The organism is Streptomyces chrestomyceticus JCM 4735 (assembly GCF_003865135.1).
GTDB lineage: Bacteria > Actinomycetota > Actinomycetes > Streptomycetales > Streptomycetaceae > Streptomyces > Streptomyces chrestomyceticus.
On sequence record NZ_BHZC01000001.1, the window covers coordinates 9,265,355 to 9,281,227 of the forward strand.

At 69.6% G+C, this 15,873-nt stretch carries 15 protein-coding genes; 6 read left to right on the forward strand and 9 right to left on the reverse strand.

Translation table 11 applies throughout. The features are described 5' to 3' along the window. Positions 1 to 5: 5 nt before the first annotated feature. Positions 6 to 632 carry an SAM-dependent methyltransferase gene (locus EJG53_RS40000; protein ID WP_125048988.1) on the reverse strand — a complete coding sequence of 209 codons (627 nt, stop codon included), beginning with the start codon at positions 630 to 632 and terminating at the stop codon, positions 6 to 8. Positions 633 to 720: 88 nt separating this feature from the next. On the opposite strand from EJG53_RS40000, the gene EJG53_RS40005 reads away from it, so the two are divergent. Then, the gene (locus EJG53_RS40005; protein ID WP_125048989.1) at positions 721 to 1,323 is read left to right on the forward strand and encodes a helix-turn-helix domain-containing protein; all 603 of its coding nucleotides are present in this window, start codon (positions 721 to 723) and stop codon (positions 1,321 to 1,323) included. Positions 1,324 to 1,368: 45 nt separating this feature from the next. Here the strand turns inward: EJG53_RS40005 and car are convergent, their stop codons facing one another. The 3 genes from car to EJG53_RS40020 form a co-directional block, all read right to left on the reverse strand. Beyond that, positions 1,369 to 4,983 carry a carboxylic acid reductase gene (gene car / locus EJG53_RS40010; RefSeq protein WP_125048990.1) on the reverse strand — a complete coding sequence of 1,205 codons (3,615 nt, stop codon included), beginning with the start codon at positions 4,981 to 4,983 and terminating at the stop codon, positions 1,369 to 1,371. An 89-nt stretch (positions 4,984 to 5,072) separates the two neighbouring features. Then, positions 5,073 to 6,374: a CynX/NimT family MFS transporter gene (locus EJG53_RS40015; RefSeq protein WP_125048991.1), complete on the reverse strand. Its 1,302-nt coding sequence runs from the start codon at positions 6,372 to 6,374 to the stop codon at positions 5,073 to 5,075. After that, positions 6,371 to 7,081, reverse strand: coding sequence for a FadR/GntR family transcriptional regulator (locus EJG53_RS40020; protein ID WP_125048992.1), 711 nt, complete (start codon positions 7,079 to 7,081; stop codon positions 6,371 to 6,373). The genes EJG53_RS40015 and EJG53_RS40020 overlap by 4 nt, the downstream gene beginning before the upstream one ends. Before the next feature lie 105 nt (positions 7,082 to 7,186). On the opposite strand from EJG53_RS40020, the gene EJG53_RS40025 reads away from it, so the two are divergent. The 3 genes from EJG53_RS40025 (at position 7,187) to EJG53_RS40035 (ending at position 9,073) form a co-directional block, all read left to right on the forward strand. Next, positions 7,187 to 7,723 (forward strand): VOC family protein, encoded by a 537-nt coding sequence (locus EJG53_RS40025; RefSeq protein WP_125048993.1) that lies wholly within the window; start codon positions 7,187 to 7,189, stop codon positions 7,721 to 7,723. Further along, positions 7,716 to 8,519: a MerR family transcriptional regulator gene (locus EJG53_RS40030; protein WP_125048994.1), complete on the forward strand. Its 804-nt coding sequence runs from the start codon at positions 7,716 to 7,718 to the stop codon at positions 8,517 to 8,519. The genes EJG53_RS40025 and EJG53_RS40030 overlap by 8 nt, the downstream gene beginning before the upstream one ends. 92 nt (positions 8,520 to 8,611) lie before the next feature. Next, complete coding sequence (locus EJG53_RS40035) at positions 8,612 to 9,073, forward strand: DUF7878 domain-containing protein (RefSeq protein WP_244955560.1); 462 nt, start codon at positions 8,612 to 8,614, stop codon at positions 9,071 to 9,073. Positions 9,074 to 9,091: 18 nt separating this feature from the next. Here the strand turns inward: EJG53_RS40035 and EJG53_RS40040 are convergent, their stop codons facing one another. Then, positions 9,092 to 10,426, reverse strand: a complete 1,335-nt coding sequence (locus tag EJG53_RS40040) for an MFS transporter (protein ID WP_125048995.1) — start codon at positions 10,424 to 10,426, stop codon at positions 9,092 to 9,094. A 309-nt stretch (positions 10,427 to 10,735) separates the two neighbouring features. Between EJG53_RS40040 and EJG53_RS40045 the strand changes: the two genes are divergently transcribed. Then, positions 10,736 to 11,557 (forward strand): helix-turn-helix transcriptional regulator, encoded by an 822-nt coding sequence (locus EJG53_RS40045; protein WP_125048996.1) that lies wholly within the window; start codon positions 10,736 to 10,738, stop codon positions 11,555 to 11,557. Between the two features lie 18 nt (positions 11,558 to 11,575). Here the strand turns inward: EJG53_RS40045 and EJG53_RS40050 are convergent, their stop codons facing one another. The 4 genes from EJG53_RS40050 to EJG53_RS40065 form a co-directional block, all read right to left on the reverse strand. Then, the gene (locus EJG53_RS40050; protein ID WP_125048997.1) at positions 11,576 to 12,295 is read right to left on the reverse strand and encodes an alpha/beta fold hydrolase; all 720 of its coding nucleotides are present in this window, start codon (positions 12,293 to 12,295) and stop codon (positions 11,576 to 11,578) included. A 58-nt stretch (positions 12,296 to 12,353) separates the two neighbouring features. Continuing rightward, a complete protein-coding gene (locus tag EJG53_RS40055) occupies positions 12,354 to 13,385 on the reverse strand; it encodes an aldo/keto reductase (protein ID WP_125049911.1) in 1,032 nt (343 codons plus the stop codon). A gap of 104 nt (positions 13,386 to 13,489) precedes the next feature. Then, positions 13,490 to 14,101 carry a hypothetical protein gene (locus tag EJG53_RS40060; protein WP_125048998.1) on the reverse strand — a complete coding sequence of 204 codons (612 nt, stop codon included), beginning with the start codon at positions 14,099 to 14,101 and terminating at the stop codon, positions 13,490 to 13,492. Between the two features lie 315 nt (positions 14,102 to 14,416). Next, complete coding sequence (locus EJG53_RS40065) at positions 14,417 to 14,842, reverse strand: hypothetical protein (protein WP_125048999.1); 426 nt, start codon at positions 14,840 to 14,842, stop codon at positions 14,417 to 14,419. 249 nt (positions 14,843 to 15,091) lie between these two features. Here EJG53_RS40065 and EJG53_RS43525 point away from each other — a divergent pair, with 249 nt between their 5' ends. After that, on the forward strand, positions 15,092 to 15,610 hold the full coding sequence (locus tag EJG53_RS43525; RefSeq protein ID WP_307721714.1) for a serine hydrolase: 519 nt from the start codon (positions 15,092 to 15,094) through the stop codon (positions 15,608 to 15,610). The last annotated feature ends 263 nt before the right edge of the window (positions 15,611 to 15,873 follow it).

The window sequence follows — 15,873 nt, forward strand, 5'->3', positions numbered from 1 at the left end:
CCGTGTCACGCGGTGCGGCGGACGAGAAGGACGTGGTCGGTGACTTCGGCGGTGCGCCCGTCCGGCCCGGTCGCGATCCGGCGGGGCGCGTCGGCCCGTTCGACCGTCCATGTCTCCGGGGCCAGGCCGATATCGGCGGCGACCTCCTGCGGGCTCGGGTACCGCGTGTCGGGGTCCTGCTGCCACGACCACGGCGCGGCCGAGCCGTGGTCGACGACCAGCAGACGCCCGCCCGGGCGCAGGGCGTGCGCCGCCGAACGCAGGGCGGCCGCCCGGTCCAGGTCGCACGGTGTCTGCAGGTAATGGGCGCTGATCAGGTCGAACGTGCCGGGCGGGAAGGACTGGTGCAGGTCGTACGTCATGGCGGTGACGCGTTCGCCCAGACCGTGCGAGCGGGCGAGGGCGGCGAGCCGTTCGACCGCCACGGCCGAGATGTCGACGGCGGTGACCTGCCACCCCTGACTGGCGAGCCACAGCGCGTCGCCGCCAGCCCCGGATCCGAGGTCCAGCGCGTCGCCGGGCGGCAGGCCCGTCACCGTTTCGGTTAGGCGAGCGTTGGGCCGCGGGTCGCCGGCTGCCGACCGGGCCGCGTGGACGCCGTCCCAGAACGTGACCGCATCGGTGGCGCTCATCAAGACTCCTTCTGCCGGTGAGCGCCCAGTGTTGCCAGGCACCGCACGGCCTGGCACGAAAACTTGCGGTAACGGCAAGATGGGCCTCATGGACCCCAATACGGACGACGACGTGCTCGACGCGGTGGGCCCGCGGCTCCGTGCGCTGCGCCGTCACCACGGCATCACGCTCGCCGGCCTCGCGGTGACGACCGGCGTATCGGAGAGCACCCTGTCCCGGCTGGAGAGCGGGCAGCGTCGGCCGACCCTGGAGTTGCTGCTGCCGCTGGCCCGTATCTACGACGTCCCGCTGGACGACCTCGTCGGTGCTCCGCGCACCGGCGATCCCCGGATCCACCTGAAACCGATCAGACGGCACGGTATGACCTTCGTGCCCCTGTCCCGGCGGCCGGGCGGGGTGCACGCCTTCAAAATGATTATCCCCGCCCGGCCGGAACCGCTCGAACCCGCCCCGCAGACACATGAGGGTCATGAATGGCTCTACGTGCTCACCGGTCACCTGCGGCTCGTGACCGGTGACCGTGATCTGACGCTGCCGCCCGGCGAGGCGGCCGAGTTCGACACGTCCCTGCCGCACTGGCTGGGCAGCGCCGACGGCGGCGCGGTCGAACTCCTCATCCTGTTCGGGCTGCAAGGGCTGCGGGCGCACGTACGCACCGACACCGACCGGTCGACTCCCGGCCACTCCTAGCCGCAGCCCGAGCCCCGGATCCAGCCCGGTCACCGGCTCGACCGGTCACAGCAGGTGCTGTGCCCGAAGGTCCGCCACATACTTGGTGATCAGGTCCTGCGACAGATGGGGGATGTCCGCCTCCCCGCCGAGGATGGCGGCCCGCACGGCCGCGCGGAATTGTTGTGCAGGCAGGGCCGATCCAGGCAGGGGCTGCTCCGGCTTCGTGAAGGCGTGCAGCAGGGGGAGCAGCGAATGCTGCCTCTGGCGGTCGGGCAGGCCGCGCAGGGCGGTTGCGAAGCGGTCGAGCCATTCGCCGTAGTCGTGGATGCGCGTCAAGGGGTGCCCGGCTGCCGTCAGCCAGTCGACGAACGTGTCGAGTGAGATGCCGTCCTCGTGCGGGTTCACGACGTTGAAGGTCCGGTAACCCTCCCGAGTGCCGTCGCCCAGCGCGGCGATGGCCCGTGCTGTGAAGTCCACGGGGAGCCCGTCGTAGTGCCCGCTGCCCGTGTCGGTGCCGGCGCCTCGGGCGTAGAAGCTGCCTGGCGCGATGCCTGTCGCCAGCAGGCTCAGCAGGAGGCGGGTGAACACGTCCGGGATGTTCAGTTGGCCCCGGTAGCGCCGGTGCGCGAGGATCATGTTCGAGCGGAACACGGCGACCGGCAGACCGTACGTCTCGTGCGCCTCGCGGAGCAGCACCTCGCCCGCCCATTTACTGGCCGCGTAACCGTCCGCGTAACCGCCGTCGAGGTCGCGCGCTCCGCAGGCTGTGCGGATGTCTGCCGTCTCGTCGGCCGCGGCTTCGGCCCCGAAGACGACGGCGACCGTCGACAGGTAGGTGAGCTGCTTGACACGGGAGGTGAGCGCGAGCCTGATCAGTTCGGCCGTACCCAGGACGTTGGGGCCGAACTGCTGGTCGTACGGCAGGACATGGTTGACGAGAGCCGCCGGGTGGACGATCAGGTCCACGGTGTCGGCCAGCCGCTGCCAGGTCTCCTTGCCGAGCCCGAGATCGGCTTCCCCGATGTCGCCGGCGACCACCTCCAGGTGTTCGGCGGCCAGATCGCGGTAGTGCTGGAGAAGGTTCGGGTCGCCGCTGTCGAAGGCCGAGTCGAGCCGTGCCCTGGCCGTCTCGTCGGTGCTGCCACGGACCACACACACCAGGGTGCCGCCGCGCTCGGCGACCCGCTCCAGCCATTCGAGGCACAGGAAGCGGCCCAGGTAACCGTTGGCGCCGGTCAGCAGGACGGTCTTCGCTTCGGGCAGCGGACCGGCCGGCCTGCCAGTCTTGGCGAGGGTGCCGATGGTGCCTGTGTCGAGGAACGCGTCCAGCTTCAGGTCGCTCGCCAGGATTCGCGACGCGCCTGGCCCGTGGACACTGTCGGCAGTCGGACGCTGGTGCCCCGCAAGGGCATTCTCGATGTGATGAGCCACCTGCCGAAGTGTGTTGACCGGGTTGATGAGGACGTCGACCGGCACGTCGACGTGGAAAATCTCCTTCAGCAACTGTGAGAACGACAGCGCGGAGAGGCTGTCACCGCCGAGTTCCAGGAAGTGCATGCCGGGCTTGACGTCACCTTGTCGGTGTCCGAGGAGGGCGCGGGGGGCCCGGAGCAAGGTCTCCTGCACCGGCTGGGACGGGCCTGCCTGGCGCAGTGCCTGAAGTTCGTCGGTCCCGCGCTCGGCCAGCTCGGTGTACAGCGCTTCGAGGCGCTCGCCGTAGCGTTTCGTCAACGCGGGCCGCAGCAGCTTGCGCACTCCGGAGAGCAGCCCGTTCTGTTGACTGAACGGCTCGGTCTCGATGAGGAAGTCCCGTGGAATCTCGTACGCGTTGAGGCCCGCCTCGGTGGCGAGGCGTTGCAGGGACTCGCGCAGCATCGACCTGAGGCGCTGGGTGTCCTCTCCGGCGCGGTCGAGCGCGTCCTGAGTGGGCACGATGACCGCGAGCAGGTAGGCACGGGTGCTGTTGCCGTACACGAAGACCTGCCGGACGAACGGACTGCCGATGAAGAGGGCTTCCAGTCGGGACGTGGCCACGAACTCACCCTGCGACAGCTTGAGGACGTTGGAACGGCGGTCGACGTACACCAGCGTGTCGGGACCGGTGCGGGCCATGATGTCGCCCGTACGGTAGAAGCCGTCCTCGTCGAAGACCTGGGCGGTGGCGTCCGGCCGCCGGAAGTAGCCGGAGAAGAGCCGGTCTGACTTGATCAGAAGTTCGCCCCTGGGGTGCGGCGAGTCGGTCTGGAAGTATCCCAACTCGGGCACGTCCGCCAATTTGTGGTCGGTCACCGGCGGGCGCAGCACCCGGCCGTCGAGCGAGACGATTCCGGCTTCCGTCGACCCGTAACCATTGAGCAGCCTGACGTGCAAGCAATTCTCGACGAACGCCGTCATCTCGGCGCTCAGCGGAGCCGAGGCGCTGACGGCCCACAGAAGGCGGCCGCCCAGGGTCTTCTCCCGCAACTCCTTCCGCAACTCCGCTCGCAAGTCCCCCTGTTCATGCTCCGTCCGATCGGCCGTGGCCCCTGCCGTCTCCGCCCCCGTATCGCTACGGCGGGCCAACCCGTCCTGGTAGCGCTGGAAAAGCATGTCGCTGATGCGGGGCACCATCATGAACTCGGTGGGGCGGGTCAGGGAGAGGTCTTCGAAGAGCGTCGACAGGTCGCTCGACGCCACGAAGTAGGCGATGCCCCCCTTGGCGAGCGTGCCGAACAGTACGCCCCTTCCCATCATGTGGCTCAGCGGCATGTAGTTGAGCACGATGGACGGCCGTACCTCTTGGCCAGGCACGAAGTCGACCCAGAACTGCCGGACCAGACGCTCGGTGTACATGGCGCCCTTGGGGGTGCCGGTGCTTCCCGAGGTGTAGATCAGCGAGCTGAGCGTATCGGGCGTCGTCCCCTCGGGGTACCGGGGGAGTGGTGGCAGGGCCCGCCCTCGCTCGACGACTGACGCCAACGTGTCAACGGTGACGCCTCGGCCCTGCGCGGCGAGCCGGTCGCGCGCGGAGTCCAGCCATTCCTGGTGAGTGGTGATCTCGGAACGGTGGCCGAGAACGACGATCCTGTCCAGCGACGGTGCGTCCGCCGCGAGCTGGAGCGCGACGTCGAGGTGGGCCATGTCCACCGCGAGCAGACGCGGCCCGGTCTGCGCGACGATGGGAGACAGGTGCTCCGCCGAGGCGCCGGCCTGGAGAGGAACGCTCACCGCACCGGAACGGACGCATGCCAGGTCCACCATGGTGTACTCGGCGCTCGTGGGACCGAGCAGCGCTACGAAATCGCCGCGGTCCACGGCGTGGCCGGGGTGGTGCCGCCACTCGGAGGCCACCGCGCCGACACGTTCCCACAGTTCGCCGTAGGTGATCGTGTCGAAGCGCTCCAGGAGGCGCAGCGTGGTGCGGCCCGTATCCGGATCGGTGACCGGCTCCGTGGCACGCTCGCCCAGGGCGGGGCGGTCCGCGTAGCCCTCCATCACCGTGGCCACGAGGTTGGCGAGCGGGAGGCCCGGCCGCCGGATCGCCTCGGTCACGTCGTCCAGGGGTGCGGCGTCGCGGAACTGCGGGTCTGTCGCGTACAGGTGAGCGGCGCGCTGCGCGATACGTGCGGTGAACTCGTCGGTCGGGGGCTGAGCGGTATGCGCGGTGAAATCGTCAGCCGGGGGCTGCGAGTCAGACATGAGTGCTCTCCTCTTTGGCCTGGGCCTGGCAGGCCCGTTCAGGTGGGGGAATCGTCATGTTGCGGGGAAGAGCGGAGCGGACCGCCTCGTCAGCGTGCCGAACAGCGCACCAGGCGGTTGCGCCCTGCGCCGTACCCGGCACCTGCCATGGCCGCGCTGAGGACGACCAGCACCACGAGCGGAAGCGTCCAGCTACCCGTGCTGTCGTGCAGGATGCCGAGGAGGAGGGGGCCGGCCGCCGCCACGAGGTAGCCGACGGACTGCGCCATGCCTGCCAGCGCGGCAGCCTCGCCGGAGCTACCTGCGCGTTCGCTCTGGAAGGTCAGCGCGAGGACGAGGCACGCGCCGCCGCCCAGCCCGAGCAAGGTGCACGCCAGGACGGACAGCGCGGGGGCCGACGCCAGTACGGCGAAGCCACCGGCCACGGCGACCGAGGCGCCGACCGCAGTCCACCGTTGGTCGTGACGGCCCCGGGTGAGCAGGGGCAGGAGACTGCTGGCTGTCAGGGAGACCAACTGGTAGTAGAACAGCATCCATCCGGCCGTGGTGCTGGTCGAGCCGCGGTGCATCAGAATGCTGGGCAGCCATGCGACGGCGGTGTAGAAGGCCAGGGATTGTAGGCCCATGAACATGCTGACCTGCCAGGCCAGCCGGGACCGCCAGGGGGCCGGGCTGCGGGCCACGCCGGTGGAAGAGTGGGGTTGGTTGGATTGGAGTTGGTTGGAGTGGGGCCGATCGGATCGAGGCCGGTCGGAATGGGGCCGGTCGTCCCGCATCCGGGGCAGCCAGGCGAGGAACGCCGCGACGGTGAAGGCGACACCCCAGGCGAGAGCGGTGTGCCAGGAAGCAGGCAAGGTGTGGGAGAGCGGCGCGGAGATCCCGGAGGAGACCGCGGCGGTGACACCCATGACCGTGACGTAGAGAGCGCTGATGCCCTGGATGCGGTGTGCGGGCATGCTCCGCCGGATCAGCGCGGGCAGCAGCACATTGCCGAACGCGATGGCGGCGGAAAGGATCACCGTTCCGGTGAACAGGCAGAGCACCGAGGGAAGTGAGCGGACCACGGTGCCGACCGTCAGTGCGCCGAGGGCGGCCACCAGCAGGCGTGCGGTGCCGAACCGGTGGGAGGCCCGGGCCACCAGGGGTGATGTCGCGGCGAACGTCAGCAGAGGGAGCGTACTCAGCAGTCCGCCCCAGCTCGATGTCAGGCCGCTGCCGCGCTCGATCGCCGGTAGCAGCGTTCCGACACCGGTGAGGCTGGTACGCAGGTTCGCCGCTACGAGGCAGATCGCGAAGACCAGCCCGACGGATACAGCAGGCCGGGTGTGGTCGGCGGCCGGCGACTCAGAGGGGGAGCGCCGGTGGGACAGCGACGCTAACCGCGGACTCACTCACCCTCCGTCACGTGCGCTGCCCCGGCCTCGTGCTCGCGGGTGAGCTGGACGATCGCGGCCGCCGCGGCGCGGGCGCCGCTCTCGTCCCGGTCCTCGATCGCGTCGACGAGGCGCCGGTGCAGGGCGGCGTGCTCCTCGGCACCGGCGGCGTCCCAGGGCAGACCGCCCAGGGAGGAGGTGAGAGCCGTACCGAGGTGGTCGTACATCTCGACCAGGAGGTCGTTGCCGCTCGCCCGGACGACGGCCCGGTGGAACAGCGCGTCGACACTCTCGGCCGCGGACCTGTCCGCACCCGCACAGGCCGCGTCGGCGTCGGCCAACAGCTCTCTCAGTTGGCGCAGTTGGCCTTCGCTGCGGCGCAGGGCGGCGGCTCCTGAGGCGTACTCTTCGAGGACGGTACGGAGTTCGAGCACGTTGTTCCGTTGTGCGGAACTCGCTCGCCGCACCATCACCGACTGGAGCTCACTCGACGCGCGGACGTACGTGCCGTCCCCGACCCGGGCTTCCAGCAGGCCCAGGTGCACGAGCGCACCGAGCGCCTCCCGCAGCGTGCTGCGCCCGACCCCGAGCTCTTCGATGAGCGCCTGCTCCGATGGGATGCGCGTGCCTACCGGCCAGCCGCCTGCCTCGATGTGCGAGCGGAGACTGTCGACGAGCTGCGCGGAGAGGCTGGCCGTCCGCCGCGGTGTACTGATGCGTTTCATGGTGGCAGCATACAGGCAAACGTCAGACATTTGAACATCGCATCTTTACGCGCGCCCCCGATCGCGCTTGACCCTCACGTTGCGTGAGGCTGTTGTGTGGCGTGCATGAGCGACTACTACAACGCGTTCGAGATGAGTCCCGTACCCGCTCCCGGCCCGGACGCCGCTCCGCCGGAGCTGTTCCGTGGCATCTACGGGATGCCCGCGTTCGTGACGATCCCCACGAGCGACTTGGCGGCTTCGGTGGACTTCTGGACCCGTGGGCTGGGATTCTTCGAGCTGTTCGGCATTCCTGGCACGCTGGTGCACCTGCGGCGGTGGGCGTTCCAGGACGTACTCCTCGTCTCGGCGGAGCGCGTTCCGGCGCAGCCACCGGCGATGAGCTGCAGTTTCGCGTGTGTGCTCAGTCAGCTCGACTCTCTCGTCGAAGCCTGTCGCGCGGTGCGTCCTGACTCGGTCGAGGGGCCGCGGGACACTCCCTGGAACACCCGCGACGTGACGGTGACCACGCCCGAAAACGCGCGGATCGTCTTTACTGCGGCGAAGCCGTTCGATCCAGCCAGTCAGGAGGCGCAGAACCTTGCAGCCATCGGAATCACCCCACCGGACGCCGGCCGCGGCGACCATGAGGAGCATGCCTGACGCCGGTGACGTCGAGGGCCTGACCGTCGGTCAGGTCTCGGCGCGGCTGGGTGTCACTGTCCGCGCGCTGCACCACTGGGACGAGATCGGCCTGGCGCGCCCATCGTTGCGTACGCCCGCCGGATACCGGCTCTACACCGCCGGTGATCTGGAACGTCTGCACCGCATCGTCGTCTACCGCGAGATCGGTCTCGGCCTGGACAGAATCCAGGCTGTCCTGGACGACTCGACCGCGGATGTGTCCGGTGCGTTGCGCGCGCAGCGCACCCAGGTCGCCGAACGGATCGAGCGCCTCCAGCAGCTCAGCGCCGGACTGGACCGGATGATCGAGGCCCACGAGCGCGGTCTGCTGCTGACCGTCGAGCAGCAGGCCGCGATCTTCGGGCCGCAGTGGAACCCGGACTGGCCGGCCCAGGCCCGCCGGCGCTACGGAGACACCACGCAATGGCAGCAGTACGCCGAACGCTCGGCCTCGCGCGGCCCGGAGGAATGGCAGGCCGTCACCGACGCCATGGCCGACCTCGACCGCGCCCTCGGGGACGCGATGGACGCCGGCGTCACACCTGGCAGTCCGGAGGCGAACCAACTTGTCGAGCGGCACCGCGAAGTCTTCGCTTCGTACTTCCCGCTCACCAGGCAGATGCAGGTCTGCCTGGCCCGTACGTTCGAGAGTGATCCGGGATTCGCCGCCCACTACGACGGCATCCGCACCGGCCTCGCCGCATGGTTCCGTCGCATCGTCGACGCCAGTGCCCGCACCCACGGCATCGATCCCGAGACCGCGGCCTGGGAGTAGGGCGTGGGGCCGGAGGGCCGCACCCGTGCAGCGGGCGATATAGAGGTGCTTGGTAGGGTTTGCGGCTTGGGTGGCCGGTGGATGTGTGGCCCGTGAACGCTCGGGAGGGCCAGATGTCGGTGGAATTCGTGTACGGGAAGGTGGGGGCGCCGGACCTGTACCGGCGTGGCCTTCGGCCTGCGACGGCGCACGACGGGCATCTGCTCGTGGACATCGAGGCCGACCTGGTCATCCGGGACGGCGACCGCGTGGTGCTCGCGGAGAAGCTGTTTCCCGTTGCTGAGTTGGCGCATGCGCTGGTGGGCTGGCTTCACCGGCCGGACGGTGAGCGCGGTGACTTCGTGTTCGACTCGATGTCCTGCGCGGAACCGGGGGCTGTGCGGATGGTGGAGTCGGCCGAGGGGTGGCGGGTCGGCTCCGTCTTCGCGCCGGATGCCTGGACCTCGCCGGTCACTTGGGACGTCCTCGCGGCGGAGGTCGGACGCTTTGCGGCTGCCGTCCGCGAGGAGGTGGCGGAGATCGGTGTCAGGCCCGGACTGATTTCGGGCCTCTGAGGCGTGGCCGCCCGCGTCTCATCGGCCGGCTTCGTGCACGGCCTGTGGTTGGGGGAGCGCATCGTCCGATGAGGGCGACGGGGCCGACGACGCAGACGCCGGAGGGACCGCCGATGTCTGTGAGGCCGACGGGGCCGCATAGCGCCAGAACGGCCGTACGGCCAGTGCCGCTCCCACGACCAGGATCAGACAGGCGACGGCCGCGCCCGACCACGCGAGCGTGATGCCGGTCGCGGAAGCCATGGCCCCGGCTCGCAGATCGCCCAGGCGCGGCCCGCCGGCGACGACGACGGTGAAGACTCCCTGGAGGCGGCCCCGCATCTCGTCCGGTGCGTAGGTCTGCAGGATGGTCTGCCGGTAGACGGCGCTGACCAGGTCGGCGGCGCCCGCGCAGATCAGCAGCCCCACCGTGAGCGTCAGACTGTCCGTCGCCCCGGCCGCCGCGATGGCCACCGCCCAGGCAGCCACGGCAACGGTCAGGGCACGCCCCTGACGGCTCACCTTGCCGATCCAGCCGCTGAAGGCGGCGGCCACGAGGGAGCCCACGGCGACGGCCGAGTAGAGCAGTCCCGCACCTCCGTGGAACCGCGTCGAGGCGGCCTCCGGGAACAGCGCCGTGGGCATGGCCAGCACCATGGCGGCGATATCGGCCGCGAACGACATCCACAGAACCGGGTGCGAGCCGATGAAGCGCAGGCCGTCCCACACCATCCGCATGCCCCCGCGCTGCGGGAGTTCCCTCTTCATGCGCAGGGGCGGCAGGCGCACGGTGGAATACAACAGGGCCGTGAACAGGACGGCGTCGGCTCCGTAGGCCCAGGCGAATCCGTGCGGCAGACCGACGAGCACCCCGGCCACCAGCGGACCGGCGACCTGGCCCAGATTCCCGGCGGTGTAATTCAGGGTGTTCGCGGCGGGCACCAGCGCGGCGGGTACGACACGGGGGATGATCGCTCCGCGCGCGGCGGAGGACACGGCGAAGGCGGCGGCCTGCAGCGCCACCAGGCCGAGCAGCAGCCCCACCGACCCGGCGCCCACCAGTGCCTGTACGAACAGGGCCAGGGTGACGGCCCAGGTCACGGTCGCGGAGACCAGATACAGCCGGCGACGGTCGACCCGGTCGGCGATGGCACCGCCGTACAGCCCGAAGACGACGAGCGGAGCGAGACCGACGAGACCGGTCAGGCCGACGTACAGCGACGAGTGCGTCAGGCGGTACACCTGAAGCGGGACCGCCACCTCGGTGATCATGGTGCCGATGTACGAGAGACCCTGCCCCGCCAGCAGCCGCCGGAAAGCAGGAACGCTCAGGGGGCGGGTGTCGAGAGCGGCGCCACGCAGCCGTGCGGACAACCGCCTCGCGGCGGGCTTACCGCGCTGCGCGCTTGCCGGACCGGGCGTCTTTGCAGCGCTTGGCGCGGTTGCAGGGCGGGGCACATGCGCTGAACTGGGTGTCTCCGTGGGCATGCCCCACAGCCTGACGCGTCCGGGCGTTGGCGGGCTTCCGTAATTCCGCCGTTGACTTTCGTAGAACGGCCACGCCGGTGACGGAAGCCCCTGCCTTCCCCCCAGGCCCCGTCAGGCACGACAGCGCGGCGCTGCACTGCTCACCGGGACCGGCGAACCGACTTCCTCCCGGTGCTGTCTGTACGCTCTCGAAAGATGTCGGAGAACACCCCTTCAGGAACGCGGCAGGCCATCACACGGAACGACCACGTCGCCGGGCAGACGATCGGCCGCCACCGCCACCCGTTCCACCAGTTGATTTACGTCAGCACCGGCGTCCTGGCCGTGCGGACCGAGGCAGCGTCCTGGGTCACCTCCAGCGCCCGGGCGATGTGGACCCCGGCAGACACCTGGCACGAACATCGGGTGTACGGCATCAGCCGGGTGCACACCTACGGCTTCCCTCCGGACGACGCACCGCTCCCCGCCTCGACACCCATGGTCGTCTCCGTCGACCCGCTGCTGCGCGAACTCCTCATCGCGGGCAGCGAACCCGGCCTGGCCCCGCCCGAAGCCCAACGACTGCTGGCCGTCGTGCACGACAGGCTCAGACGCTCGCACGTACAGCCGCTCACCCTGCCCACTGCGCAGGACCCCAGACTGGTCCGCGCGTGCTCGCTGGTCGCGGAGAACCTGGCACGGCCGCGCACCGTGAAGTGGCTGGCCCGGCGTTCCGGCGTGAGTGAACGCACCTTGTCGCGGTTGTTCCGCAACGAGTTCGGCATGACGTACCCGCAGTGGAGAACCATCACCCGCGTCTTCCACGCCATGATCCTGCTCGCTGAAGGACGCTCGGTCACCGAGTCCGGCCGGAGCTGCGGGTGGGCGACCACCAGCGCATTCATCGACACCTTCACCCGCACGGTCGGCCAGACACCCGGCAGCTACCGGGCAACAGCTCGCGGAACCGCCGACTGGCAGCGTGCCCCGGAGCCCCCGTGGTGGCCATCAACGAGTGGCTGTGATCGGCGCTGTTGATACAGCACTGGCGAGACATCAGCAAGCACGGTCCTGCGGGCCAGCCCCGGCTGCGTCGAGGAGGATCCGCGCCAGTTCGCGTGGCTGGGAGAACATCGGCCAGTGGCCGGTGTCCATCTCCATCAACCGCCAGCACTCGCTGGTCAGCAGCTTGGCCACGTCGTCGCTCGGCTCGGGGTCACCGAGGGTGCACTTGACGTAAGTCGCTGGGAGGTCGCCGAGCGGCCTTTCCAACATGGCGGGTTCGGTCAGCGTGGTACCCGGGTGCGGCGTCGAACGGCCCACGATCCGCGCGATCTGCTCATCGGTGAGACCGTGGCCCTCGAAGTGGGCCGCGGGCGCGACCGGCCAGAATCCGCCGTTCTCGGCGATCGATGCTCGCACCGTCGCCCCGCCGTCCGGCCAGGCGGAGACGAAAGGTTCACCATCGGCCGGAATGCTGGAGTCGAGGAAGACCAGGTGCGCCAGCCGGTCGCCGATCCGTCCGGCGGCCTGACCGCTTGGGACACCCGAGTAGCTGTGACCTACCAGGACGACATCGCGCAGGTCCCGGCGCTCGACCTCATCAACGATGTCCTGGACGTGGGTCTGCTGCCCGGCCGGCACGCCTTGCTTCTCAGCGAGACCGGACAGCGTCAGCGGATAAACGCCATGGCCGGCCGTACGCAGGTGCGGCACCACATCGTCCCACGCCCACGATCCGAGTCGCGCACCTGCAACCAGCACGAAGTTCGCCATGGCCGCACCGTAGCGGAGCGGCCCGACGAGCGCTCCGGAAATACTTTCGATACACGCCCTACAACCGGCGGACAGGACGCGAGCGCTCCCTGGGGCGGGCCAGTACGTCGTACGGGTACGGCAGCGGTCGTTCGCTCGCCGCGGTCAGGCGTGCGTCCTGCTCCGGCGTCAGCTCCCAGCCGTAAGCGCCGAGGTTGTCTGTCAGTTGCTCCAGGGTACGCGCCCCGATGATCGGTGCCGTCACGCCCGGGCGCTGCAGCAGCCAGCGCAGTGCCACCTGGGCCGGGGTGCGCCCCGTCTCGTCGGCGACCGCGAGCACCGCGTCCACGACGCGCCAGGTCTCCTCGGTGTCCCGGTCCCGCCAGCTCTCCCGGCCCTGCTGCTCCTGCGCGGCCGCCTCCCGAGAGCCCGTCGGGGCGGACGTCATGCCGCGCCGGTACTTGCCCGAGAGCCAGCCTCCCTGCAGCGGGCTGAACGGGATGACCCCGACGCCCTCCGCCTCGCTCAACGGCAGCAGTTCCCACTCCAGTTCGCGCGCCAGGAGGTTGTAGAGCGGCTGCAGACAGACGAAGGGCTCCCAGCCATGGAACCGTGCCACGTCCAGCGCCTTCTGCAACTGCGACGGCGACACGCTGCTCGCGCCCAGGTAGCGCACCTTGCCATCCCGTACGAGCCTGTCCAACGTCGACAGGGTCTCCTCGACCGGCGTCTCCACGTCCCACATGTGTGTCTGGTACAGGTCGATGTAGTCCGTACCGAGACGCCGCAGGCTGCCCTCGACAGCCGTCAGGATGTGCTTGCGGCTCAGGCCCGACGCGTTCCCGCCGCCGTCGCCCATCGAACCGAACACCTTGGTGGCGATGACGAGGTCGTCGCGGTTGCCGCGGGCCTTGAGCCAGCGGCCCAGGACCTCCTCGGAAGCGCCCTGCCCGTAGATGTCCGCCGTGTCGATGAAGGTGCCGCCCGCCGCCACGAACGCGTCCAGCATGCGGTGCGACGCCACCTCGTCGGCACTGCTGCCGAACGTCATCGTGCCCAGACACAGTTCGCTGACGCGCAACCCCGTCCCGCCCAGAAAACGCTGTTCCATCTGCTGCGGCTGCTGCCCCATGGTTCCCGCCCTGCCCTTCCGTCGGCCGATGGGGCCACCTAAGACGTACGGACGGAGAGGGGCAACGCATTTTTCCTGCACGGTCAGGCACCGTCCGTGGGCCGGTGACCGTGGCAGCCCTTCGCCTGCGGCGACGCTTCTGTACCTTCGGGCGGAATGCGGTACCCGAGTGATGTGCGGTGATGGTAGGAATGCGCGGCGATGGACAGGCCGATGCCCCACACCAGGAACTGCGGAATTCCGTAGACGACTATCCACGGGCTGAAAATGCCGTCGTTGTCGAAGTCGCTGATGGTCCGGGCAGCGGCCCAGACGGTGTACCCGAGGAGGAAGGCCGAGACGGCGAAGGCCGTGCCGGTCAGCGTTCGGCGCGGAACGCTGCGCCCGGCCAGGAACAGGGACCAATTCGGGAACGTCAGGCCCCACGGCCGGACCAGACTCAACGCCAGGAGACCGGCCAGCAGGGCCAGACCGCTGAGTACGAAGAGATAGGGACCACCGCCGGCCGCGTACCAATCCGGGAATGTCCGCTCGTCCGCCCAGAGGGGAATGCCGAGCGCCCAGATCGCGTGTATCGGGATGAACCCGACGGTGGCGGAGAGCGCTGAAGCGTAAGCGGCTCGGACGGCCCAGCGGGGCGGAGGTGGAATCTCGGCGGCTGTGTCCCCTGGGTGGGAAGTGATGAATGCGGACATGGATCGGTCTCCTGATGTGACGGAATGCGATGGTAGAGGTGATCAGGAGGAACGGTTCCATGACGGGCGGCCCGGGTCATCCAACCCGGGGTTGACGAGTCCTCATCTTCCGAGGTGGTCGCGGCAACGCGTCGCTCCCCCGAGCGGGGGAGCCGGGCTCATCCCCATCCGCCGGACCGGGCGTGCTGATGGTGCTGCACGGTGCCACCCCGTCCGGACACGGCGTGGGCCCCGGAGACCAGTCGTAGCGTCCCCGAGGCCCAAGCCCGACTGTGGTCGTGGCCCCGCAGGTTGTCCGCGGCCGGGCTGCCGGCCTTAGCGGACGTTCACCGTGGTGGGGCCGGAGGTCCGCTGGCGTACGGGGTGGCCGTCGGTCGGGCTGAGCAGGCCGTACACCACAGCGCGGTACTGCTGGGCGCCGGCGTGCGTGGCCTTGACGTGTGCGGTGACCTGCGCGTCGCCGCCCCTCTCGACCACGGCGCCGCAGCTCAGCCGGTGCCACGCCTGCCCGCCGCTGCGGTTCTCCAGGCACACCTGCAGGTAACTGGAGGCGTCGTCGTCGCCGTGTGCCGTGACCGTGAAGGTCTTGCCGACCTGCGCCGTGGGCGGCGCCGCGATCGTCACATCCCCCTTGGCGAACGCCGGCCCGGCGGCCAGCGCCACCGAGGCCAGACCCAGCGCACCGATCACAGCCGCCCGGCCGCTCCGCGCCGTCATCCCGATCTTCTTCGTCCTGGTCATGGACTTCCTTCGCTCATGCGTATCTCTTGCGCTCGGGCTGCAAGCCCTTCTGCCTGATGCCGTCGACGCTACGTCCGGGTACGGGAGCTTCGGGCCGTTCAGATGTGATCTACGTAGCGCTTTACGTAAACCCCACCTAGCCGGGCCGTTGCGGTGGGGGAGAGGAGGGGGGCAACCCCCCGCCGACGGGGCCGGATTTCCAGATGTGATGTCGGGGGACTGCCCCAGTGCTGCGGGAAGCCGTGTGCTGTGGAAAGGCGCGCACCTACTGCCTCTCGAATCTTCCGTGCTGTCGGCGCCCAGATCCAGGTGACGGACGCGAACGGCACCTGGACCGCCCGGGCTGGCACAGCTCGGGCGGACGGGAGTGCCCCGGTGCCGCAGGCGGGGCTGTTCCGGGCCGGGAGTGCCACCAAGATGTTCACCGCCGTCGTTCTGATGCAATTGGTCGGGGAGGGCAAGGTGTTGCTGGATACTCCGCTGGAACGCTACGTTTCCACGGAATTGGTTCCCGCGGCGGAGCGCATCACGGTGCGGATGCTCGGTCCCGATAGCCGCTACGGACTCGGCCTCAAGCAGGAGCGGTTGAGCTGCGGGCGCCTGGCCGTCGGCCAGACCGGCGGCATACCGGGCTACGCGACGCTTGCCTTCACGACACCTGACCGGTCGTGCCGGGTCGTACTGTCCGCGAACCTCGCCGACTGGCCTGCCGACCCGAGCATCGGTGACCCCATCGACAAGGTGCTGGACGACGCGGTCTGCGGCTGAGCGCGCGACGGTTGCCGAAGCGGCGGCGGAGGCATGTTTTGTCGTCCGAGTGGGCTCTTTCGGTAGGGAAGCGGTCCCACTCGGACGCCGTGCGGACATTCTCGTCCGCCTTGTCGAACCGTTCGTAAGGCAGCGTGCATGCTCCTCCAGCGTGGAGAGAAGGACGAGGTCAGCAGGGGATTGGCTGATGGCGTCGGATCGCCTCGGACCGGTGTGCGCGTCCCTTGACCGCCTCCCGGGAGCGGAGGATTCTGAGGGGCGCG